Origin of the sequence: Micromonospora coriariae (genome assembly GCF_900091455.1) — a bacterium.
Lineage (GTDB): Bacteria > Actinomycetota > Actinomycetes > Mycobacteriales > Micromonosporaceae > Micromonospora > Micromonospora coriariae.
Map to the genome: position 1 here is coordinate 4274652 of NZ_LT607412.1, position 22213 is coordinate 4296864.

The 22213-nt window shown below is 71.3% G+C and carries 17 protein-coding genes, 1 tRNA gene and 1 pseudogene; 8 read left to right on the forward strand and 11 right to left on the reverse strand.

Annotated elements, in window-relative coordinates; genetic code table 11:
• Positions 1-94: 94 nt before the first annotated feature.
• The 3 genes from gltX to GA0070607_RS20070 form a co-directional block, all read right to left on the reverse strand.
• Positions 95-1504, reverse strand: coding sequence for a glutamate--tRNA ligase (gene gltX, locus GA0070607_RS20060; RefSeq protein ID WP_089019576.1), 1410 nt, complete (start codon positions 1502-1504; stop codon positions 95-97).
• Positions 1505-1589: 85 nt separating this feature from the next.
• Entirely contained in the window at positions 1590-2867 is a 1278-nt protein-coding gene (locus tag GA0070607_RS20065) for an MFS transporter (RefSeq protein WP_089019577.1), read from the reverse strand.
• Positions 2864-4213, reverse strand: a complete 1350-nt coding sequence (locus GA0070607_RS20070; protein WP_089019578.1) for a GH1 family beta-glucosidase — start codon at positions 4211-4213, stop codon at positions 2864-2866. Before GA0070607_RS20070 ends, GA0070607_RS20065 begins: the two co-directional genes overlap by 4 nt.
• Before the next feature lie 187 nt (positions 4214-4400).
• Between GA0070607_RS20070 and GA0070607_RS20075 the strand changes: the two genes are divergently transcribed.
• Positions 4401-4850 (forward strand): SRPBCC family protein, encoded by a 450-nt coding sequence (locus tag GA0070607_RS20075; RefSeq protein ID WP_074313361.1) that lies wholly within the window; start codon positions 4401-4403, stop codon positions 4848-4850.
• Between the two features lie 184 nt (positions 4851-5034).
• Here GA0070607_RS20075 and aceE read toward each other — a convergent pair whose 3' ends face one another.
• On the reverse strand, positions 5035-7773 hold the full coding sequence (aceE, locus tag GA0070607_RS20080; RefSeq protein WP_089019579.1) for a pyruvate dehydrogenase (acetyl-transferring), homodimeric type: 2739 nt from the start codon (positions 7771-7773) through the stop codon (positions 5035-5037).
• 369 nt (positions 7774-8142) lie between these two features.
• Here aceE and GA0070607_RS20085 point away from each other — a divergent pair, with 369 nt between their 5' ends.
• From GA0070607_RS20085 to GA0070607_RS20110, 6 genes are all read left to right on the forward strand, one after another.
• A complete protein-coding gene (locus tag GA0070607_RS20085) occupies positions 8143-8547 on the forward strand; it encodes a YjbQ family protein (protein WP_172899068.1) in 405 nt (134 codons plus the stop codon).
• 234 nt (positions 8548-8781) lie between these two features.
• On the forward strand, positions 8782-9261 hold the full coding sequence (locus GA0070607_RS20090) for a MarR family winged helix-turn-helix transcriptional regulator (RefSeq protein WP_408630843.1): 480 nt from the start codon (positions 8782-8784) through the stop codon (positions 9259-9261).
• A 51-nt stretch (positions 9262-9312) separates the two neighbouring features.
• Entirely contained in the window at positions 9313-11724 is a 2412-nt protein-coding gene (locus GA0070607_RS20095; RefSeq protein WP_089019581.1) for a thiamine pyrophosphate-dependent enzyme, read from the forward strand.
• Between the two features lie 113 nt (positions 11725-11837).
• A complete protein-coding gene (locus tag GA0070607_RS20100; protein ID WP_007463483.1) occupies positions 11838-12275 on the forward strand; it encodes a DUF3052 domain-containing protein in 438 nt (145 codons plus the stop codon).
• Between the two features lie 92 nt (positions 12276-12367).
• A complete protein-coding gene (locus tag GA0070607_RS20105; protein WP_089019582.1) occupies positions 12368-12829 on the forward strand; it encodes a peroxiredoxin in 462 nt (153 codons plus the stop codon).
• Positions 12830-12906: 77 nt separating this feature from the next.
• Positions 12907-12981 (forward strand) — tRNA-Val (locus GA0070607_RS20110).
• Positions 12982-13140: 159 nt separating this feature from the next.
• On the opposite strand, the pseudogene GA0070607_RS34160 reads toward GA0070607_RS20110, so the two are convergent.
• The 3 genes and pseudogenes from GA0070607_RS34160 to GA0070607_RS20135 form a co-directional block, all read right to left on the reverse strand.
• Positions 13141-13644: pseudogene (locus GA0070607_RS34160) on the reverse strand (hypothetical protein); the annotation flags it as partial.
• Positions 13645-13980: 336 nt separating this feature from the next.
• The gene (locus GA0070607_RS33445; RefSeq protein WP_231930051.1) at positions 13981-15177 is read right to left on the reverse strand and encodes a hypothetical protein; all 1197 of its coding nucleotides are present in this window, start codon (positions 15175-15177) and stop codon (positions 13981-13983) included.
• 161 nt (positions 15178-15338) lie between these two features.
• Entirely contained in the window at positions 15339-16235 is an 897-nt protein-coding gene (locus GA0070607_RS20135; RefSeq protein ID WP_089019585.1) for a phosphotransferase family protein, read from the reverse strand.
• 604 nt (positions 16236-16839) lie between these two features.
• Between GA0070607_RS20135 and GA0070607_RS20145 the strand changes: the two genes are divergently transcribed.
• Positions 16840-17223 (forward strand): hypothetical protein, encoded by a 384-nt coding sequence (locus GA0070607_RS20145; protein ID WP_157743187.1) that lies wholly within the window; start codon positions 16840-16842, stop codon positions 17221-17223.
• A gap of 1211 nt (positions 17224-18434) precedes the next feature.
• Here the strand turns inward: GA0070607_RS20145 and GA0070607_RS20155 are convergent.
• The 4 genes from GA0070607_RS20155 to GA0070607_RS20170 form a co-directional block, all read right to left on the reverse strand.
• Positions 18435-19307 carry a class I SAM-dependent methyltransferase gene (locus GA0070607_RS20155; protein WP_089019588.1) on the reverse strand — a complete coding sequence of 291 codons (873 nt, stop codon included), beginning with the start codon at positions 19305-19307 and terminating at the stop codon, positions 18435-18437.
• 73 nt (positions 19308-19380) lie between these two features.
• Entirely contained in the window at positions 19381-20763 is a 1383-nt protein-coding gene (locus GA0070607_RS20160; protein ID WP_089019589.1) for a hypothetical protein, read from the reverse strand.
• Positions 20760-21263 carry a SigE family RNA polymerase sigma factor gene (locus GA0070607_RS20165; RefSeq protein ID WP_089019590.1) on the reverse strand — a complete coding sequence of 168 codons (504 nt, stop codon included), beginning with the start codon at positions 21261-21263 and terminating at the stop codon, positions 20760-20762. The genes GA0070607_RS20160 and GA0070607_RS20165 overlap by 4 nt, the downstream gene beginning before the upstream one ends.
• Positions 21264-21351: 88 nt before the next feature.
• Positions 21352-22098: a 3-oxoacyl-ACP reductase family protein gene (locus GA0070607_RS20170; RefSeq protein ID WP_231930053.1), complete on the reverse strand. Its 747-nt coding sequence runs from the start codon at positions 22096-22098 to the stop codon at positions 21352-21354.
• Positions 22099-22213: the final 115 nt, after the last annotated feature.

Here is a 22213-nt window from a genome sequence, read left to right on the forward strand (position 1 = left end):
TCCGATCAGGTGACGCCGTCGGTTCGGTGCGGATGGCGACGCCGACGCACGCCGCCTCGCAGTCGTCGAGCGGGGCGGCGTGGCGCGGCGGAGATCAGACCAGGCGGACCCGGGCGGCGCGCATCCGGGTGAGGGTGCGCTCGCGACCGAGCACCTCCAGCGACTCGAACAGCGGTAGGCCGACGGTGCGACCGGTCACGGCGACCCGGACCGGCGCCTGCGTCTTGCCGAGCTTGAGGCCCCGCTCGGCGCCGACCGCCTCCAGCGTCGACTTCAGCGACTCGGCGTCCCAGGTGTCCAGCGCCTCGAACGCGGCGATCGCAGCGTCCAGCAGATCGGCGGAGCCGTCCTTCATGGTCTTGGTCCACGCGGCCTCGTCGATCAGCGGCGAGGCCAGGAAGAGGAAGTCGACGTTCGGCACGATCTCGCTGAGCACCGCGATCCGGGTCTGCGCCAGTGGCGCCACGGCGGCGAACGCGTCGGCGTCGTACTCCTCGGGCTGCCACGGCGGCGGCGCGATGGTGCCGGTGCCGGTGAGCCACGGCTGGCAGGCGTCGATGAACTCGGGCACCGGCAGGGCGCGGATGTACTCACCGTTGAACGCGCGCAGCTTCTTCTCGTCGAAGAACGCGGGGGAGGGGTTGACCTCCTCCAGTCGGAACTCGTCCTCGATCACCGACCAGGGGACGATCTCCCGGTCCCCGGAGGGCGCCCAGCCGAGCAGCATCAGGTAGTTGCGCATCGCGCCGGCGAGGTAGCCCTCCTCGCGGTACGCCTCCAGAGCCACCTTGTCCCGGCGCTTGGAGAGCTTCTGCCGCTTCTCGTTGACCACCACCGGCACGTGCGCCCAGATCGGCGGCTTGACCCCGAGGGCGTCCCAGAGCAGCTGCTGCTTGGGGGTGTTGGGCAGGTGCTCCTCGGCCCGGATCACGTGCGTGATGCCCATTGTCATGTCGTCGACGACGTTGGCCAGCAGGAAGACCGGCGAGCCGTCGCCCCGGGCGATGACGAAGTCCTCGATGAGCTTGTTCTCGAAGGTGGGCTCGCCGCGGATCAGGTCCACCACGACTGTCAGGCCCTCGTCGGGCGTACGGAAGCGCAGCGCGCGACCCTCACCAGGGCCGAGGCCGAGATCACGGTGGTAGCCGTCGTAGCCCTGGTACTGCGAGCCGGTGCGGGCCTGCACGTCCTCGCGGGTGCAGTCGCAGTAGTAGGCGCGGCCCGACTCGTAGAGCCGGGCGGCGGCGGCGCGGTGCTCGCCGGCGTTCTCCGACTGGAAGTGCGGCCCCTCGTAGCTGCCCCGGGAGATGCCGATCCAGTCCAGCGCGGAGAGGATGCCCTCGGTCCACTCGGGCTTGTTGCGCGCCGCGTCGGTGTCCTCGATGCGCAGCACGAACACCCCGCCCTGCTGCTTGGCGTAGATCCAGTTCTGCAGCGCCGAGCGGGCGCCGCCGACGTGGAACATACCGGTCGGGGAAGGGGCGAAGCGCACACGTACCGTCACGCCCCCAGCCTACGGCGGCTGACAACCGAGCAAGGAAGGGCCCCTTCTTATCGCCTGGTGTTGTACAAGGGTCCCTTCCTAACACTCAGGGGACTGAGCGGATCTTGACGACCAGGGCGCTGCCGACCACGGTGACCGCGGCGGTGACCGCGTAGAGCGTCGGGTAGCCGCCCAGGTGCACCACGAGCGGGGCGGAGAGCGCCGGGCCGAGCACCTGTGGCGCCGAGTTGGCAATGTTGATCACGCCGAGGTCCTTGGCCCGGTCGGTGGCCCGGGGTAGCACCTGGGTGATCAGCGCGGCGTCCACCGAGAGGTAGACGCCGTACCCGGCGCCGAGCAGCAGGGCGGCGACGATCGCCATCGGCCAGACCGGCGCGACCGCGAGCAGCAGCGCCGCCACCGCCATGATCAGCCCCGAGGTGATCACGTAGATCTTGCGTCGCCCGGAGCGGTCCGACAGCCGGCCGGCGACCACGGCGGTCAGCATCATGCCGAGCGTGTAGAGCAGGATCAGCACCAGCAGACCGCCCTCGGGGTCAGGGTGGCGGACCCCGTCGGTGAGGAAGTACAGCAGGTAGAGGGTGCCCAGGGCGTTGCCGAGCTGGACCAGGAAGCGGGTGATCCAGGCCCAGGCGAAGTCCGGGTGCCGGCGCGGACTGATCCACATCGAGGCCAGCAGCGCGCGCGTCCGCAGCGCCGGCCGGTGCGCGCGGGGCAGCGGGTCATCGGGGGTGACCAGCGCGAACGGCAGGGACAGCAGCAGGATCGCCACCGCGATGGCCAGGTAGCCGGCGGCGTTGCCGGTGACCAGCGCGGTGACCAGCACCGCGCCGAGCACCAGCCCGAGCGCCTGCGGGATGCCCACCCAGCCGGACACGCCGCCGCGCTGCACGACCGGCACCCGGTCCGGGATGGCCGCGGTGAGGCTGGCCAGCATCGCGTTGAAGCACACCTGCGCGGCGACCCAGCCGAGGGCGACGCCCAGGATGGTCCGCTGCTGGGCCAGCAGCACCAGGGCCGCCGCGCCGAGCAGCGCCCCACCGGCGGTCCAGACGTGCCGGCGGCCGAACTCCCGGCCGGCCACCCGCAGGCAGGTCCGGTCGGACAGCGCGCCCGCGAGGGGGTTGGCCAGCACCGCGGCCAGCGCGCCCAGGCCGGTGACCACGGCCAGCATGTTCTCCTTGTCGCCCGGCGCGATCTGCTCGATCTGCTGCGGCAGCAGCACCTGGATCGGGGTGAAGAACGCCATCCACACCCCGAGGTTGGCCGCGAAGATCAACCCGATCCAGCCGCGCCGTACCGGCACGGTCGGCTCGGCGAGCGCGGCCGGCAGCGACGCCGGGGTCGGGTCGAAGGTGGTCACCGCGCCGACCCCGGCCGGCTGGCCGCGATCACGTCCCGCAGCCAGGTGTACGACGACTTCGGCGTACGGGTCTGGGTGGCGTAGTCAACGTGCACCAGACCGAAGCGCTTGGTGAACCCCTCGGCCCACTCCCAGTTGTCCAGCAGGGACCACACGAAGTAGCCGCGTACGTCCACCCCGTCGTCGATGGCGGCCCGCACCGCGCGCAGGTGCCCGTCGAGGTACGCGATCCGGTCCGGGTCCGGCACCCGTCCGTCCGGGTCCGGCGCGTCGTCGTACGCGCAGCCGCTCTCGGTGATCTCGATCGGAGGCAGTGCGTCGCCATACGTGTCGTGCAGCCAGCGGAGCAGGTCGTGCAGCCCGTCGGGGGCCACCGGCCAGTCGAAGGCGGTACGCGGGTAGCCCTCGAGGGGGACCAGTTCGAACGGCAGCGGCGACTCCTCGTCGGCGGCCCGTACGCCGGTCGGGTTGTAGTAGTTGACCCCGAGCACGTCGATCGGCGCGGCGATCGTGTCCAGGTCACCGGGATGGACCACGCCGGCGTCGAAGCCGGGCAGTTCCGGGTAACCCCGGCCGAGCAGCGGGTCGGTGAAGAGCCGGTTGTGCAGCGCCTCGTACGCGGCCCCGGCGGCCCGGTCGGCGTCGCTGTCGCCGAGCACCCGCACCGGGGAGTAGTTGTTGGCGATGGCCACCGGGCTGGCGGTGCGGGCCCGCAGCGCGGCGACCGCGAGCCCGTGCCCGAGCAGTTGGTGGTGGGCGACCGGAAAGGCGTCGAAGAGCAGCATCCGCCCGGGGGCGTGCACACCCATGCCGTAGCCGAGGCTCATGTGGATGAACGGCTCGTTGAGGGTGATCCAGAGCCGGACCCGGTCACCGAGGCGGGCGGCGGTCAGGTCGGCGTACTCGGCGAAGCGCGCGGCGGTGTCGCGGTGCAGCCAGCCGCCGGCGTCTTCGAGGGGTTGGGGCAGGTCCCAGTGGTAGAGGGTGGCCACCGGGTCGATGCCGGCGGCCAGCAATCCGTCCGCCAGCCGGTCGTAGAAGTCCAGGCCGGCGGCGTTGGCCGGGCCGGCGCCGGCGGGCTGCACCCGGGGCCAGGCGATGGAGAACCGGTACGCCGAGACTCCCAGCCCGGCCAGCAGCGCCACGTCCTCGGTGTGCCGGTGGTAGTGGTCGCAGGCCACCTCGGCGCTGCTGCCGTCGCTGATCCGGCCGGGGGAGTGCGCGAAGGTATCCCAGATGGACGGCCCGCGCCCGTCGGCCGTAGTGGCGCCTTCGATCTGGTGGGCCGAGGTGGAGACGCCCCAGCGGAAGCCGGCGGGGAACTCGGGCATCGGTGCGGTCGGCATGCGCCCTCCCGGTCAACGTGAAACGTGTTCGGGACTCTAGGGCGCTCCGGATGAATGCGCCATAGGCCCGGATGACGCGATGCGCAATGGTTGATCGGCGTGTCTTTTTCCAAACCCGTCCAGGTACGTCCGAATTTGCGCATAGAGTGCCGATATCGTGGGATGTCCTCACTGGAGGAAGACGGAAATGATCCTCGTTGAACGCAGTGCGCACGTGGCGGCGCCGGTGGAAGTGGTCTGGGACGTCGTGCAGCGGGCTGAGCAGTTGCCGGCCTGGCTGGCGGGGGTCCGCGCGGCCGAAGTGCTCTCGGGAGAGGGCTTCGGACGGCGGCAGTTGGTCCAGGCGGGGCGCGGCTCGGCGCACGAGGCCGAGGTGATCGCCTACCAGGAGCCGACTCTGATCGGCTGGCGGGAACGGGCCAAGGGCGCGGGTGCCCGCGCGGAGGCGCGCACCGAAATCTACGTCCAGCTCACTCCGGACGAGGAGGAGGAGGGCGGGACCATCGTGCGGCTCATCGTGGTCCGCTGGCCGGCCGGACCGGTAAAGGCGGCCCTGCTGCGCCTGGGGCTGCGTCGGGTCGGCGCGGACCTGGAGGACTCGCTGGCCCGGCTGACCGACCTGGCCGCCGTCGGCTGATCCGCCGAGTCCCCGGCGTCACCCGCCCCGGCGGTGGCCCCGGGTCCCCGCCAGGGACCCGGACCGCCGCCGCCCCCATCTCACCCGCCGTCCGCCCGGTCGGTCGGGAGTGCGGGGCGTGGGTGCGGGTGCACCAAAAAGGGCCCGGCGCGTGTGCGCCGGGCCCTTCCTGGATCGTGCTGGATCAGCTGTCGCCGCCGGTCTCGCCGACCGGCGCGGCGTTCACGTCCTCGATCGCGTACTTCTTGGCGGCCTCGGCCGGCACGGTGGCCGCGACCGCGCCGCTGCGGGCGAGCTGCCGCAGCGTGGCGACCACGATCGACTCAGCGTCGACGTGGAAGTGCCGACGCAGCGCGTGCCGGGTGTCCGACATGCCGTAGCCGTCGGTGCCGAGCGACGTGTAGTCACCGGGCACCCAGCGGGCGATCAGGTCCGGCACCGCCCGCATCCAGTCGCTGACCGCGACCTTCGGCCCGTCCGCCTCGGCCAGCTTCTGCTGGACGTACGGCACCTTCGCCTCGGCGCCCGGGTTGAGCAGGTTGAACTCCTCGCACTCCACCGCGTCGCGGCGCAGCTCGGTCCAGGAGGTCACCGACCAGACGTCGGCGGCCACCCCCCAGTCCTGGGCGAGCAGCTGCTGGGCCTTGAGCGCCCACTGCATGCCGGTGCCGGAGGCGAGCACGTTGGCCTTCGGGCCGTCGACCTGCGGTGCCGGCGAGTAGCGGTAGATGCCCTTGAGCAGGCCCTCCACGTCCACCCCGGCCGGCTCGGCCGGCTGCAGGATCGGCTCGTTGTAGACCGTCAGGTAGTAGAGGACGTTCTCCTGCGCGTCCCCGTACATCCGGTGCAGGCCGTTCTCCAGGATGTGCGCGATCTCGAAGGAGAACGCCGGGTCGTACGCGACCACCGCCGGGTTTGTGGCGGCGATCAGCATCGAGTGGCCGTCCTCGTGCTGCAGGCCCTCACCGTTGAGCGTGGTCCGCCCCGCGGTGGCGCCGAGCAGGAAGCCCCGCGCCATCTGGTCCGCCGCCGCCCACAGCCCGTCGGCGGTCCGCTGGAACCCGAACATCGAGTAGAAGATGTACATCGGGATCATCGGCTCGTCGTGCGTGGCGTACGAGGAGCCCGCCGCGGTGAACGAGGCGACCGAGCCGGCCTCGTTGATCCCCTCGTGCAGGATCTGCCCGGTCGTCGACTCCTTGTACGACAGGAACAGCTCCCGGTCGACCGAGGTGTAGCGCTGGCCGTGCGGCGAGTAGATCTTCGCGGTCGGGAAGATCGAGTCGAGGCCGAAGGTGCGCGCCTCGTCCGGGATGATCGGCACCCAGCGCTTGCCGAACTCCTTGTCCTTCATGACGTCCTTGAGCAGGCGGACGAAGGCCATGGTGGTGGCCACCTTCTGCTTGCCCGAGCCGCGCTTGACGTCGGCGAACCGCTCCGGGCCGGGGATGGCCAGCCGCTTGGTGCTGGTCCGCCGGGACGGCAGGTAGCCGCCGAGCTGCTCGCGCCGCTCCTTGAGGTACGCCAGTTCCTCGGACTTCTCGCCCGGGTGGTAGTACGGCGGCAGGTAGGGGTTCTCCTCCAGCGCCGAGTCCGGAATGTCGAGGTAGAGGCGGTCGCGGAAGGTCTTCAGGTCCTCCAGCGTCAGCTTCTTCATCTGGTGGGTCGCGTTGCGCCCCTCGAAGTGCGAGCCGAGCGTCCAGCCCTTGATCGTCTTCGCCAGGATGACGGTGGGCTGCCCGGTGTGCTCGGTGGCCGCCTTGTAGGCCGCGTAGAGCTTGCGGTAGTCGTGCCCACCCCGCTTGAGGTTCCAGATCTCGTCGTCGCTCAGCGGCTCGACCATCTTGCGGGTGCGCGGGTCCCGGCCGAAGAAGTGCTCCCGCACGTACGCGCCGGACTCCGCCTTGTAGGTCTGGTAGTCGCCGTCGGTCGTGGTGTTCATGAGGTTGACCAGCGCGCCGTCGGTGTCCGCGGCGAGCAGCGGGTCCCACTCCCGGCCCCAGACCACCTTGATCACATTCCATCCGGCGCCCCGGAAGAACGCCTCCAGCTCCTGCATCACCTTGCCGTTGCCGCGGACCGGGCCGTCCAGCCGCTGAAGGTTGCAGTTGATCACGAAGGTGAGGTTGTCCAGCTCCTCGCGGGCGGCCACGCCGATGGCGCCGAGCGTCTCCGGCTCGTCCATCTCACCGTCGCCCAGGAACGCCCAGACGTGCTGCTGCGAGGTGTCCTTGATGCCGCGGTGCTGCAGGTACCGGTTGAACCGGGCCTGGTAGATCGCGTTCAGCCCGCCGAGACCCATCGAGACGGTCGGGAACTCCCAGAAGTCCGGCATCAGCCGCGGGTGCGGGTACGACGGCAGCCCGCCGCCCGGGTGCGACAGCTCCTGCCGGAACCCGTCGAGCTGGTGCTCGCTGAGTCGTCCCTCCAGGAACGCCCGCGCGTACATGCCGGGCGAGGCATGACCCTGGTAGTAGATGTGGTCGCCGCCGCCCGGGTGGTTCTTGCCCCGGAAGAAGTGGTTGAAGCCCACCTCGTAGAGCGACGCCGAGCTGGCGAAGGTGGAGATGTGCCCACCGACGCCGATCTCCGGGCGCTGCGCCCGGTGCACCAGCATCGCCGCGTTCCACCGGACGTAGGCCCGGATCCGCCGCTCGACGTGCTCGTCACCCGGGAACCACGGCTCGCGTTCCGGCGTGATGGTGTTGATGTAGTCGGTGGTGGTCAGGGGCGGAACCCCGACCTGGCGTTCGCGAGCCCGCTCCAGCAGGCGCAGCATGACGTAGCGGGCGCGTTTGGCACCTCGCTCGTCGATGACACCATCAAGCGACTCGACCCATTCGCTGGTCTCTTCAGGGTCGATGTCCGGAAGCTGGCTCGGTAGGCCGTCGCTGATCACCGGGCGCTTGCGTTCCGTAGCCACAGGCGTTCCCTCGGTTGTGTGTGGGATAGGTCTCTAGCGCCATCCTGCCCCCTGGTGGCACCGGTCGTCACGTCTAGGTCCCCCCGACGCGATGAGCGACACAGGTACCCGCCGGTAACTTAGCGCTACGAGGCTCCCGAGCCGCAGTTGTCCCGGGCCGATTACCGTGCCCGGCGTGAACGGGCGACTCCGGCGGTAGCTGGTCGGGCGGCGGCGGCTCCGGCGGTGGCTGGGCCGGCGGTGGCTGGTCCGGCGGTGCTGGCGGCGACTCCGGCGGGGTGGAGGCGACTCCGGCTGGGGTGGCGGCGACTCCGGCTGGGGTGGCGGTGGCGGCGGTTCCTGAGCCGGTACTGCGGCAGAATGCGACGTATGCGCAGTGACGTGATCACCGTCCAGACCGGGTCCCGGCCGGCCGTCCGGGACATCACCGCCGAGGCCCAGGGGTTCGTCTCCAGCGAGGGCGACGGTCTGCTGCACGTCTTCGTGCCGCACGCCACCGCCGGCCTGGCGATCATCGAGACCGGCTCCGGCTCGGACGACGACCTGCTCAGGGCGCTGGACGACCTGCTCCCCACCGACGACCGCTGGCGCCACCGGCACGGCTCGCCCGGGCACGGTCGGGACCACGTGCTGCCGGCGTTCGTCCCCCCGTACGCCACGCTGCCGGTGCTCGGCGGCCGGCTCGCCCTCGGCACCTGGCAGTCGCTCTGCCTTGTCGACACCAACGGCGACAATCCCGTCCGCCAGGTCCGCTTCTCCTTCCTCCCAGCCTGACCCCCACCCGGCCCGCCCGCCCTCCCGCCCTCCCTCCCCCCCTCCCCCCGCCCCCACCCCCGGCCCCGTCGATCTAGGGAGGATTGCCGTCAGTTGATCTCTATCAACGGCAATCCTCCCTAGATCGACGCGGAAGGGACCGACGCGGGAGGGGGAGGGCGGGGGAGGGCGGGAGGGCGCGGGAGGGCGGGGCGAGGCGGGAGGGAGGGGGCGGCGTGGTCGTACGATGTCGGGGTGGCGCAGCGGGTCGTTCCCGGAACGGGTGAGCCGGCGGACCGTGCCGGCCTGGCCGCCGACGTGGTGCGCCGGATGGCACACGTGACGGCCTCCCTGCGGCACCGGCAGGGAGTCGCGTTCGCCGAGCTGGGGCTCACCCCGGCGACGGCCCGGGCGCTGCACGAGCTGGACCCGGACCGGCCGCTGCCGGCCCGCGACCTCGCCGAGCGGCTCGGCTGCGACCGGTCGAACGTGACGGCGCTTGTCGACAGGCTGGAGCAGGCCGGTCTGGTCGAGCGTCGCACCGACCCGGTCGACCGGCGGCAGAAGACGCTGGTGGTGACAGCCCGGGGTAGGGAAGTGCGGGACCGGGTGACCGAGGTGATGTCCGACTCCCGACTCCTGGCCGGGCTGACCGACAGGGAGCTGGACACCCTGCGCGACCTGGTGTGGAAGGTGTCCGACGGTGGCTGCCCGGAGCCCTGCGGGCCGGAGTGAGCGGACGGCCGCCAGCCGTGTCCCACTGGGCGACCAGGGCTTGCGTCGGTAATGCTGTGCGACGTGACCACCCCGCAAGATCTCGACGACCGGTTCCGGGAGACGCTGGCGGCGCTGCCCGCCGCCGAGCGGCGGCGTGACCCCGCCGACCCGGTCACCGACGACGCCCCGCTGACCGGCGCGCAACTGCTGGATCTGTTCGACGCGCAGGTGACCAGCCGGCAGCTCGACCTGGCCGGCCGCTGGCTGCGCAGCTTCGGGGAGGGCTTTTACACCATCGGCTCGGCCGGGCACGAGGGCAATGCGGCGGTCGCCGCCGCGCTGCGCCCCACCGACCCGGCGTTGCTGCACTACCGCTCCGGCGCCTTCTACTGCGTGCGCGCCGCGCAGACCACCGCCGAACCGACGCCCGACGCCGACGCGGTTCCACAAGCGGAGACGACCGAGCCCGAAGAGGCCGGCTCCCCGCCGCCCGCCGGCGGGTTCGCGGCGTACGCGGGCGCGGCCCGGGACGTGCTGCGTGGGATGGTCGCCTCCAGCCAGGAGCCGATCGCCGGCGGCCGGCACAAGGTGTTCGGCCGGGCCGACCTGGCCATCGTGCCGACCACCTCCACCATCGCCTCGCACCTGCCCCGGGCGGTCGGCATGGGACTGGCCGTGGAGCGGCTGCGGCGGCTGGACAGCGCCGGACGGCGCACCGGCGCCGGAGTGCGGGTCGGCAGCGGGGCCGGCGCCGAGCACGCCCCGTGGCCACCGGACGCCATCGTGGTCTGCTCGTTCGGCGATGCCTCGGTCAACCACGCCAGCGCCAGCGCCGCCTTCAACACCGCCGGCTGGTACGACCACGCAGGGCTGCGCATCCCGGTGCTCTTCGTCTGCGAGGACAACGGGCTGGGCATCAGCGTCCGCTCGCCGGAGGGCTGGGTGGAGGCGACGCTGCGGGCCAGGCCGGGCATCCGCTACCTGGCCGCCGACGGGGCGGACCCGGTGGGGGCGTACGCGGTGGCGGCGGAGGCCGCGGCCTGGGTACGCCGGCACCGGCGGCCGGCCGTGCTGCACCTGCGCACCGTCCGGCTGATGGGGCACGCCGGGGCGGACGCCGAGTCGGCGTACCGCAGCCCGTCGGAACTCGCAGCGGACCTGGACCGGGATCCGGTGGTCGCCACCGCCCGGCTGCTCGTCGACGCCGGCGTGGCGACGGGCGAGGAGTTGCTGGCCCGGTACGACGAGACGGGCTGGCAGGTACGCCGGCTCGCCGAGGAGGTGCTGGGCGAGCCGAAGCTGACCTCGGCGGCCGACGTGGTGTCCGCGCTGGCCCCCCGCCGGCCGGTACGGGTCGCGCGGGCGGTGGCCGACGCGGCGGCCCGCGCCAGCGGCCCGGGCGCGGGCGCCCGGGCGGAGGCGTTCGGGGGCAAGCCGCCGGAACTGGCCGGCCCGCTGACCCTCGCGCAGAGCATCAACGCGGCGCTCGCCGACGGGCTGCTCGACCACCCGCAGATGGCGGTCTTCGGCGAGGACGTGGCAGCCAAGGGCGGCGTGTACGGGGTGACCAAGGGGCTGCGCGACCGGTTCGGGGCGGCCCGGGTCTTCGACACCCTGCTCGACGAGACCTCGGTGCTCGGATTGGGCCTGGGTGCCGGGCTGGCCGGGATGCTCCCCGTGCCGGAGATCCAGTACCTGGCGTACCTGCACAACGCCGAGGACCAGCTGCGCGGCGAGGCGGCCACCATGCAGTTCTTCTCCCAGGGCGCCTTCCGCAACCCGATGGTGGTGCGGGTGGCCGGGCTGGCGTACCAGGAGGGGTTCGGCGGGCACTTCCACAACGACAACTCGGTGGCCGTACTGCGGGATGTGCCCGGTCTGGTGGTCGCGGTGCCGGCGCGGCCGGACGACGCCGCGCCCATGCTGCGGACCTGCCTGGCCAGCGCGGCGGTCGACGGCAGCGTCTGCGTGTTCCTGGAGCCGATCGCGCTCTACCACACCCGCGACCTGTACGCCGAGGGCGACGGGGAGTGGCTGGCCGGGTATCCGGAGCCGGGCGCCTGGGTGACGGGGCACGTGCCGATCGGCCGGGCCCGGGTCTACCGGGTCGGCTCGGCCGACGACCTGACCATCATCACCTTCGGAAATGGCGTGCGAATGTCGCTGCGGGCCGCGGCCGTCCTCGCCGAGGAGGGGGTGGGCACCCGGGTGGTGGACCTGCGCTGGCTGGCCCCGCTGCCGGTGGCGGACATCATCCGGGAGGCGTCGGCGACCGGCCGGGTGCTGGTGGTGGACGAGACACGCCGATCCGGCGGGGTGGGCGAAGGAGTGATCGCCGCGCTGGTCGACGCCGGATATGTCGGTGCGGCGCGCCGAGTAGCCGGAGTTGACTCGTTTGTACCATTAGGTCCAGCGGCACGCCAGGTTCTGGTCTCCGAGGAAGCCATTACCGACGGTGCCCGTACGCTGCTGGCACGGTAAATTCCGTTCCACCCGGTGCGCCACTTGCGCGGGGACGCACAACTGTGTGGACTTTGCCTGACGGCGTCGGTTCCGGCGCCGCGAGCAGGGACGAGATGAGGAGGCACGCGACAGTGAGCGCGACCGCAGGTCAGGCCGCCGACGGGGTACGCAGCCTGGCGGACCGGTTCGGAATCGAACCGGGGATGGTCGTCATGGAGATGGGGTACGACGACGACGTCGACCAGGATCTCCGGGACGCCCTGACCGACCGCTGTGGAGATCTGGTCGACGAGGACACCGACGAGGTGGTCGACGCGGTGCTGGTCTGGTACCGCGACGGCGACGGTGACCTCTTCGAGCTGCTCGTCGACGCCCTCGGCCCGCTGGCCGACAACGGGGTCGTGTGGCTGCTCACGCCGAAGGCCGGGCGTGACGGGCACGTCGAGCCGAGCGAGGTCGCGGAGTCCGCGCCCACCGCCGGCCTTCAGCAGACCTCCACCGTCAACGCCGGCCGGGACTGGAGCGGCGCCCGCCTGGTGCTGCGCCGAGGAGCCAAGGCCAAGAAGTAGCCCGACTCGTTTCCCCTCGCGCGCCCGGCGGTCCGCGTCGCCGGGTGTGACAGGCTCGTGCCATCCCCCTGACTCGACCCCGAGGAGTTCGCATGCCCGTCGAGGTTGGTGCCGAGGCGCCGGACTTCGTGCTGAAGGACCAGAACAACCAGGAGGTCCGGCTCTCGAACTTCCGTGGCCGGCGCACCGTGCTGCTGGTCTTCTACCCGCTGGCCTTCACCGGCACCTGCCAGGGCGAGCTGGCCGAGGTGCGGGACAACCTCGACGAGTACGTCAACGACGACGTCCAGGTGCTGACGGTCAGCGTCGACTCGGTCTACAGCCACAAGGTCTGGGCCGACCGGGAGGGCTACCAGTTCCCGATGCTGGCCGACTTCTGGCCGCACGGCGCCGTCGCCCAGGCGTACGGGGTCTTCAACGACGCGGCCGGCTTCGCCAACCGGGGCACGTTCGTCATCGACAAGACCGGCGTGGTGCGCTTCGCCGAGCTGAACGGTCCGGGCGAGGCCCGCGACCAGCAGGGCTGGCGCAAGGCCATCGCCGAAGCCGCCTGATTGGGTACGCCGTGCGCCCGGGCCGGCGGTGGGCACTGTAAGCTTGCCAGCCTCCGGCCCGCCGTACGGGGCGTTCCGGGCGCGTAGCTCAGTGGGAGAGCACCCGCCTTACAAGCGGGGGGTCGCAGGTTCGAAACCTGCCGCGCCCACCACCACCTGACCAGGCAAAACCCGCCTGAGCCCAAGCGCCTTGCCTGGTCGGGCGGGTGCCTGGCATCCCAGGAGGAGCCTGCCGCTAGCTGCTCCTCCGCCTGTCTCGCCCGTTGCTGCCGAAGTGCCGCCACGACTGAAGGAGGCAGCGGGAGAGTCCGCCGAGACCGGCGAGTCTTGGGCGCTTGGACCCGCAGCTCGCCACTAACCCGAACCAGGTTCTGTCTAACCGTCAGCGTCGCGGCGTCCAGGTCGACGTCCGACCATCGCAGGCCGAGCAGTTCGCCACGGCGGAGGCCGAGCATGAGCGCCAGGACGTACAGGGAGTGCCAGCGGGTGGGCTTGACGGTTTCGAGCAGCCGTTGTGCCTGTGCGATGGTCAGACCCTTGCCAACCTCGTAGTCAGGTGTCTCGACCTGGACGAGCTTGGCGACGTTGCGGACGACCAGTTCCTCCCCGAGCGCGTTTTGAAGCACATTCCCGCTGGCTCGCGTGGCACTCCTTGACGGGGACATCGAGCAGTCAAACTGCCGCCTACTCCGTGGGGATGGAGGGCTGCCCGCGACGAGAAACATCGACGTGCCGGTGCTCGACGGCGACTGCACCTTCTCGGGTGACTTCGTCTTGAGCGTGGCGAGGGCAAGGGCGGCGATCACGGCCTTCATCGAAGGTGCTCCAGCCGAACGACTCGGAGAATGGGTTCGGCTCTGAGCCAGCGCAGTGTCGTCTTGGTCGTCAGCACCGCTTGATCAGCGCCGCGCTCGTGCTGCGATGAGCCGGCCCTGTCGCGGACCGTAAGGGCCTCCGGGATCGTCCTGAGGATCATGTCAAGCGTCTGGTGGGACGCGAATTTCAAGCATCAGCCGTGACACGACACAGCCGGCCGCCGGCGGTGTCGGGTCTCAGGACGTCCGTGACAGATCAGTCTCGGACGTGGGTGACACGTCCGGCTAGACGATCTTGTTGCGGGACAGGGTAGCGGGACTGCTCGGTTGTCGGGACTACGGGCGGGCCCAGCTGGCGAGTTCTCTGGCCCCGGTTGCTGTGCTGGAGTCGGGGTCTTGGGCCAGGGCGTTGCAGAGGATGAGGAAGTCGTCCACAGTGCCGCTGAGCTGGCCGAGCCATTCGGGCATGAGGTAGTTCACGACGGCGGCGTGGAGGTGGTCGAGGTGGTCGAGGCCGGCGGTCAGGAGATCCGTGGCTGTGGTGGTTGCTCGTGCGACGAGTCTGGTGCTGTGAATGTCGTTGCGGCGTAGCAGGGCCAGGCATGTCGCTTCGACCACGGCGGTGTCGCCCCGGTCGAGGAGGAGCCGCTGGAGGATGTCGGCGATGGCGTCTTGGTCGGCCCAGGCGGCGAGCTGTTGTCCTGCGGCGGCCCGGGTTGACCAGTCTGGGCTGTTGGCGGCCGTGATTGTTTCCTGAGGCGGGGCGGGGGCCTGCATGGGCTCAGAGTTCCACAGGGGGTTGTGCTGTAGGGGTGCGTCGGGCTGGTTCTGGCTTGCGGGCCTTGAACCGGGCGATGGGCTGGTGGTGGTGCGGGGGACTTCGGTGAGGATTTGGTCGCCGTCGTGGACGCGGAAGGTGGTGTCGGCGGCTTCGACGGTGAGGGTTGCTCCGGCATGGGCGACGCCGACGTGGATGCGTTGACCGGCGATGACCAGGGCTCCTCGGCAGCTGACGCGGCGTTCGACCCGCAGCGGCTCGGGTGCCGGTGTTGGTGGTGGTCCGGCGGGGCGGGCGTCGCGGATGCGGACGATCTCGGCAGATGTCAGCGGGTTGGGCAGGCTGCGCAGCAGGACCCCGTCGGCGGTGATCTGCATCAGGCCGCGGTCGAGTCGGACGGTGACGCGCCTGCCGGCGAAGTGGTAGCCGATAGGGTGTTGCCGGCCGGCGAGGCTGATCAGGCCGGTGGCGTTGACGAGCCGTTCGACCTCGATCGGGGCGCCGGCCCGGACGGTGCCTGTGGTGATCGGTGGTGGTCCGGCCGGTTGGCCGTCGTCGGCGAGAAGCCGTCGCAAGTGGGTGAGGGTGAGCCGGGACGGGACGGTCTTGAGTCGGATGCCGTCGATAAGCAGGTGGACCACGGTGATGTCGGCCCACAGGGTGACCGGGAGCCCGGCCCGGGTCGGGCTGAGCCAGAACTGTTGCCCGTAGACCGTGAGGTTGCCTGAGGCGGGAACGAGGCGGGTGACCTCCACGGCTAGGCCAACATCGTCCCCGGTTGCCAATGGTTCGGCTGCGACGGTGGCGGAGCTGGCGGCTGACGAAGGCGCCGGCGGTGGCGCAAGCAGTCCGCATGATCAAACGACGACCGGAGGGGTTCAGGGTTCGAGTCCCTGGCGGCCCACTCCTCCGCAGGTCAGCGGCCCCGGTAGGCGGCGAGACGCTGGTGGGTCCAAGCCGTGTGGCGCTTGCGCAGAGCGGCGGCGGTCAGGTCGGTGCGGCCGAGGTCGTGGTAGTTGGGCAGCCAGGTTTCGACGGAGTGGTGCGAGTTCGTGAGGGCGAACAGGTCCCACAGCGCCAGCTCGGGGACGGCTTCACCGGCCGCCTCCTGGTACGCGTACAAGAATGCCGTGGCCGCGTCGGGGCCGTGTAGCAGGACGAGATCGAGCCGGCACCAGCTCACGTCAAAGCCGCGTGGCGCTAGCGATGCCCCGGACCAGTCGATGATGCCGGTGAGGGTGCCGTTGTGCCACAGCACGTTGCCTGACCAGAAGTCGTAGTGCGTTAGAACTGGGTGTTGTTCAGCGAGGCGGTGACGGTGGTTGGCAAGAATCGCCGCCGCTGGAGCCGAGCGTTCGGCTCGGGCGGACGATGCCGTCGCGGCCGCCATGCCGTCGCGTAGCCCGGCGAGCCGAGCAAGCGACGAGGCGTGGAGGCGGGCGAGGGTCCGCCCCAGCTGGGCGGCTGCGGCGTGCGGAGAGGTGGGCGTGATGTCGGCGCGGCCCGGGAGCCGGCTTATCAGGACGGCGGGTTCGCCGAAGCGGCGTCCGTCGGGGTCGGCGTCCAGCAGCCGAGGCGCCCAGCCGTCCAGGCCGTCGAGTGCTGCGAGCACGTTGGCCTCCTTTGCGGCGGCCATGTCGCCGGGCGGGTAGCGGCGAAGCACGATCTCTGCGGTGTCCCCGGTGGTCGCGAGCAGGTGGGTGGCGGCATGGGTCCCGCCAGTGAGTCGCCGTACTGTCCGTATCGAGGCACCCGGGCCAGCGACCTCGGCTGCCCAGGAGAGGGCGGCCGGCGGCGGTTGCTCCTTGATCATCAGGCCACATTGCCCCACTGAGGGGCTTGCCCGCCACCGAAATCGGCCAGGCTCGTCCGGAGGCTTCGAAGCATCGGCTGCGGCAGCGGCGATCTGACATCAGTCGTTGACCCCAACGGCGGCCGAGGCCGGACGAGTGCGGACGGGTGTCGCCTCGGAGCCGAATCCGGTGAACGTCAGTCGAGAGCTGCGAGAGGAGTACGACCGGCCCCGGTGTCGCTCGCCCTATACACGCCAGCTCGTCGACGCCGCCCAGAACCTGGCCCACGTCCCCGCCGGCCACCTGCACCACCGATTCCTCGGCTGGACCCGTACCAGCCGGACCGATTGTCGGTCGACTAGCCGAAAGATGATCGACCGCGCGGACGATGGCGTGACCAACGCGAGTTGTGGATCATGGCGAGGTCGCGCGGCCTCTGCGTGGCAAGTCACGTAAGGGGTCCTGTTGTATCGTTCCCAGCTCGCCACAACCAGCGCCGTCGCTGCTCTGGCCCTCGCTCTGGCAGGCTGTGGCAACAGCCAGCCTCCAGCCGCTGCAGGGCCGTCGACGGTTGCGAGTGCCACGACGCCGGCCACCCCTGTGAGCCCCAGCGAGAAGCCGGCGATGGGCGCCAAGGACATGGTCGGGGCTCTCACCGCTGCTGGGCTTCCGCTGTCGAATACCGCCGAGCAGGACGAGAACACTGACCCCAATGACAAGCTCGGTCGCCCTGGGCAGTACACCTCCCGTGCCTCAGCGGACGTGCCGGGAGGTGACAAGGACGCCGAGAAGTACGGCATCGACCGCGGCCTGGTGGTCGAGGTGTTCGCGACGGCAGGGGACGCCGACGCCCGATCGACGTACATCCAGGACGCCCTGAAGGGCGCTCAGATCCTCGGCACCGAGTACCACTATCGACCGACGGACAGTCGGATCCTGGTGCGGCTGACCGGGAAGGTGAAACCGTCGCAGGCGAAGAAGTTCGGGGACGCAGTCGCAAAGTTGTGAGCGCAGCCGGCGGACAGGTCCAGCCGGTCTCCCGACGGGGATCGTACCTGCTCGCACCTCTCGCGGATCGACGGCAGCGGCAACTGACATCCCATGAGCGCGAGGCCAAGCAGCGACGCCACCCTCGTGCCTTCGTCTCACTTGTCGTCTCGTTCGTGACCGTGCGGGGGCGACCGTAGACGAACGACTGGTCGAGTTCGCCTTGGTAGCGAACCGACCCGGTCAAGCGCGTACGGGGACGAGCAGACCTGGAAAGCGTGCCTGGGGTGCTGCTAACGGGACGAAGAGCACCAGCTGTGAGCGGCGTCGGCCGAGCAGCCAACGGAGCAGCCAAGCCAGCGAGCATGAGCGGACGATCACGGACGCAGGCGGCCGGCCGACCAGCAGGAGCACCTGCTGGAGCAGGAGTACGGAACCGATTCGTCATGCGTAGGCCACGTCGAGGTAATTGCGGCACGCGATCAGCGGCGACACTGTCCTGCCCCCTCGCCACCGCCCGCCCATTCTGACCTGCCCACGACGGTTGACAACCCTGGTTGTCGAGCGGACTCTGGAGTCGGAGGCCACTGACGAGGGAGCCGATCATGCGGGAGCTGACGTCTGACGAGCGACAGGAACTACGGCGGGAACTGGGTGCTGTTGCCGCTGACTGGGCGCAGCGGCTGCACAACTCTGATGTGGATATCCGGGGCGGCGCTGCCCAGGAGTCAAGCTCTGCCGAGCGGATGCGGGCTCACCTCGCGCGGATGGCGGCAGGTGAGCAGATGCGTCGCCTTCTCGCTGACCTCGTGTCCGCCAGTGCCGAGGAAGCGGTGCAGTGCGGTGCCGGCTATCCCGAGCTTGGCGCAGCGGTAGGCGCCAGTCGGCAGGCCGCGCGTAAACGATGGCCTGGCCTGTCGAAGAGGCGTGCCTCGGAGTGGAAGCAACCGCCCGGGGGCATCGGTTGGGCCAGCAGCCATCCGGGAGGCCCGGGACCGTTTTCGGGGACCTGAGGGGCTGGGCTTGACATCCGTGGCTGACATCAACGGTGGCGGCTGAGGCCGGACGAGCGTGGACGGCTGTCGGCTCTACGCCGAACCCGTTGGACGTCAGCGGACGTTGGCGACCTTTGCCGAAAGCGCCTTACAAGCGGGGGTCGCAGGTTCGAAACCTGCCGCGCCCACCCATCAGCATCAACACGAACGTCGGACGGTTCCCGCCCTGGTGAGGCGTCAGGTGCGATCGGCGACCAGCACCCGGCTGTGCGCCAGCGACCTGGCGTGCTGGCTGGGCGTGTGCAGGGCCCGCGCCGTGTCGAGCAGGTCGTGGTCCCGGGTGACGGTGAAGCCGTGTCGGGCCAGCAGGGCGGCCATGGCGGCGGGCGTCCAGGTCGAGCGCCACGGCTCGTTCGCCCACACGCTCGACCGGCCGGTGGACGCCGCCAGCAGCCGTGCGATGAGGCGGCCCAGGGCCGCGGACCTTCCGGGCAGCTGGAAGTTGACGATCAGGCGGCTGTTCGGCGCCGAGCAACTGGCGAGCGCCGTCACCGTGGCGGTCACCTGCGCCGTGGTCAGGTATGGCACGACCCCCTCCCAGACCCAGGTCGTCGCCTGGTCGGAACGGTGCCCGGAATCGGCCAACGCCTCGGCCAGTCGGTCGCGGCCGAAGTCCACCGGGACGAACCTCGGCGGGGTGCCGGGCAGGCCCTCGGCGCGCTCGCGCTTGTCGCGCTGGGTGGCCGGCTGGTCGACCTCGAAGACCGTCACCCCGGCGAGTTCCGGCATCCGCCAGGCACGACCGTCCAGCCCCGCGCCGAGGATCACCAGCTGTGGACCCGGGTGGGCGCGTACGGCATCGTCGATGGCGACCGTACGGGGCACGATCAGCTCGGCGTTGGCGCGCACCGTCTCGTAGTCGACCCGCTGCCGCCACGGCCGGGGAGCGAGGCCCTCGCGTACCCACCGGACGGCCTCCCGCTCGTCGGTACGCAGCAGGGGCAGGGCCGTCGGATCGGCGAAGCGGCCGGGAGCGATCAGGCCGTCCGCAGCCGCGCGACCCTGACAGACCAGGACCGCCGTACGGCTCGCACGCGAGGTGTTCGGCATCGGCCTGTCCTCCTGGTCGTGGCATCGGCTCCGCCGTCGACAGTAGCGGTCTCGGCTGCGGTGGCGGCCAGCGTCAGTCGTGCCTCCGAGCCCGCCTGACCCGCCGGTCGTCGAGCCACAGCGCGATCCGCTGCCGGCTCCCGAACAGCACACCCCCGATGAGCAGCACCGTGATGAGACCGGTCCAGAGCCAGAACCGGCCACCCACCCCGCCGGGTGGCTGCGCGTCGCGGACGCGTCCGCTGCGGACCACCTGGTCGGCGACGTCGACGGCGACCACCTGGTCCGGCGCGGTCAGCACGGTTCGTGGCGCGGTGGCGCCGGGTGTCAGTGCCAGCACCCGCACGGTGCGTACGCGCTGGTCGCTCGTGGGCGGGGCCGTCTGCTCCTCCAGTGGCGGGTCGGGGGCGAGGGGGTCCGGCTGGTAGGCCGCCACCAGCGCCGACCCGTCCGGCGCCCAGCCGAGCAGCCGGATGGCCACGACCCCGGACACGGCGGGCAGGCGAAGTGGACCGACGTCCCGGCCGCTGGCGGGGTCGACCTGGCGCAGGGTCCACCCGGTGGTGTCCGCCCGGGCGGCCAGTGTGAGGGTCTGGCCGTCGGGACGCCACGCGCCCTTGCCGGCGAGCCAGGTCCCGTCGGGCAGTGCGAACGAGGAGAGTTCCCGGCCAGCGAGGTCGGTCACGGCGACCGTGCGGCCGTACTGGTAGGCGAGCCGGCCCGGCGCGGCGGCGACGGTCGAGCCGACACGCGCCTCCTGGGCGCCGGCGGCCAGCCTGGTCCAACGCTCCTCGTCGAGGGTCACCGCACTCAGCACGGTGGTGTACGTGGCCCCGTCGAACGCGACAGGCACGTCGTCGCGGACCACAAGCGACCCGCCGTCGGCGGACCAGCCCGCCGGTGTGCTCCACACACTGCGGTCGACCCGCGACGTCAGCCGCTGGGCGCGGCCGGTGACCAGGTCGATGACCTCGACGCCCGGATCGTCCTGGTCTCCGTCCGGCCGGGCCACGTACCGGCCGTCGGGGGAAAGGTGGACCGACTCTCCCGCCAGCGACTCCCCGCCCATCCGCATGATCCGGTAGCGGTCGGAGTCCGCGTCGACGACGCCGACGACGTTCACGTCGTTCCACCCGTGCAGACGTGGTGCCGGACCGTCGAAGATGACCGACGCGGGGCCGATCCGGGGGCGGTCGGTGACGTGCAGCGTGCCGATCGGCGGCAGGGCGATGTGGTCGGGCAGGGCGGCGTCCGCGGTGGCGTCCGCGTCGAGGGCGGGGGTACGGGTCAACGGCAGCGCGACGCCGGCCAACGCGAGCAGCGTCAGGGCGCCGGCGGCGGCGGTCAGCCGGCGGCGACGGTCGCGGCGGGCGGTGGCGAGCGCGCGGTCGTACACGGGGTAGGTGGGCACGTCCTCGGCGGTGGAACGCAGTGCCTCGCGGAGCCGGGCGGTCATCGGATGCTCCTCTCCGCGGCGCTGTCGACCAGGTCGGGAGCGACGGCCCGGAGCCGGCGTATCGCGTCGTGGGCATGGCGTTTGACGGTGCCGATGGAGCAGCCGAGCGTCTCGGCGACCTGAGCTTCGGTGCGGTCCTCGTAGTAGCGCAGCACGATGACGGCGCGTTGGCGGGGGGTGAGGTGGCGCAGCGCGGCGGTGAGGGTCAGTCGCAGCGCTGTGGTGTCGCTGTGGTCGGCACCGGCCCGTTCGGTCGGTTCGGCTTCGAGTCGCTCGGTGAGGCGGCGGCGTCGCCACCAGGAGACCTGCTGGTGGTACATGACGCGCCGCACGTACGCCTCGGGGTCACCGTCGCGGATCCGCCGCCAGTGCCGGTAGGTGCGGGCCAGGGCCGTCTGCACCAGGTCCTCGGCGAGCTGGTGGTCGCCGGTGAGGAGGTAGGCGGTCCGGGACAGGGCCGGCGAACGGTGCACCACGAACTCGTGGAACGTCTCGGTCATGCCCACCCCCTCGTCAGGAGAGACGCCTCCCGCCCGGGAAATGGTTGAGGCCGGGCGCGCCGGGTGTGACCCGGCGCGCCAGGCGTCCTCAGCTGGTGAAGCCGCCGTCCACGTTGACCACGGCACCTGTCACGTAGCTGGCCTCCGGGCTGGCCAGGTGCGCGACGGTGGCCGCGATGTCGGCGGGGCGAGCGTAGCGGCCGACGGCGGTGAAGCCGGCGATCGCCGCCGAGTTCGGTCCGTCCGCCGGGTTGGCGTCGGTGTCCGTCGGCCCGGGGTTGACCAGGTTGACGGTGATGCCCCGGGCGCCCAGCTCGCGGGCCAGGCCCCGAGTCAGTCCGACCAGGGCGGTCTTGCTCATCGAGTAGAGGGCCAGCCCGGGGAAGACGGCCCGTTCACCGACGTTGCTGCCGATGCTGATGATCCGCCCACCGTCGCCGAGGTGCCGCAGCGCCGCCTGCGCGGCGACGTACGGCGCCCGGACGTTCACCGCGATCGTCTGCTCCAGCTCCGCCGTGCCGAGGTCGTCCATCGCGCCGACCAGGAACACCGCGGCGTTGTTCACCAGGATGTCCAGCCGGCCCAGCTCGGCGGCCGTCCGGTCGACCGCGTCCCGTACGGCGGTCGGGTCGGCGCCGTCGGCCTGGATGGCCAGTGCCCGCCGGCCCAGCGCCTCGATCTGTTTCACCACGGTCGCGGCCTGCTCCGCGTTGTGCCGGTAGGTCAGCGCCACGTCGGCACCGTCCTGTGCCAGGCGCAGCGCGATCCCCGCTCCGATGCCCCGCGAACCACCGGTCACCAGGGCAACCCTGCGGTCACATGTCGTCGTCGTCATGCAAACGATCATGTCGCCGGGCCGCCCTCTCGTCTGGCGGCCATCGGACCCCTCGCTCGCACCCCGAGGTCTGTTTTCCGCCACCGCGACCGTCAGGTCCGTCCGCGTCTCAGGT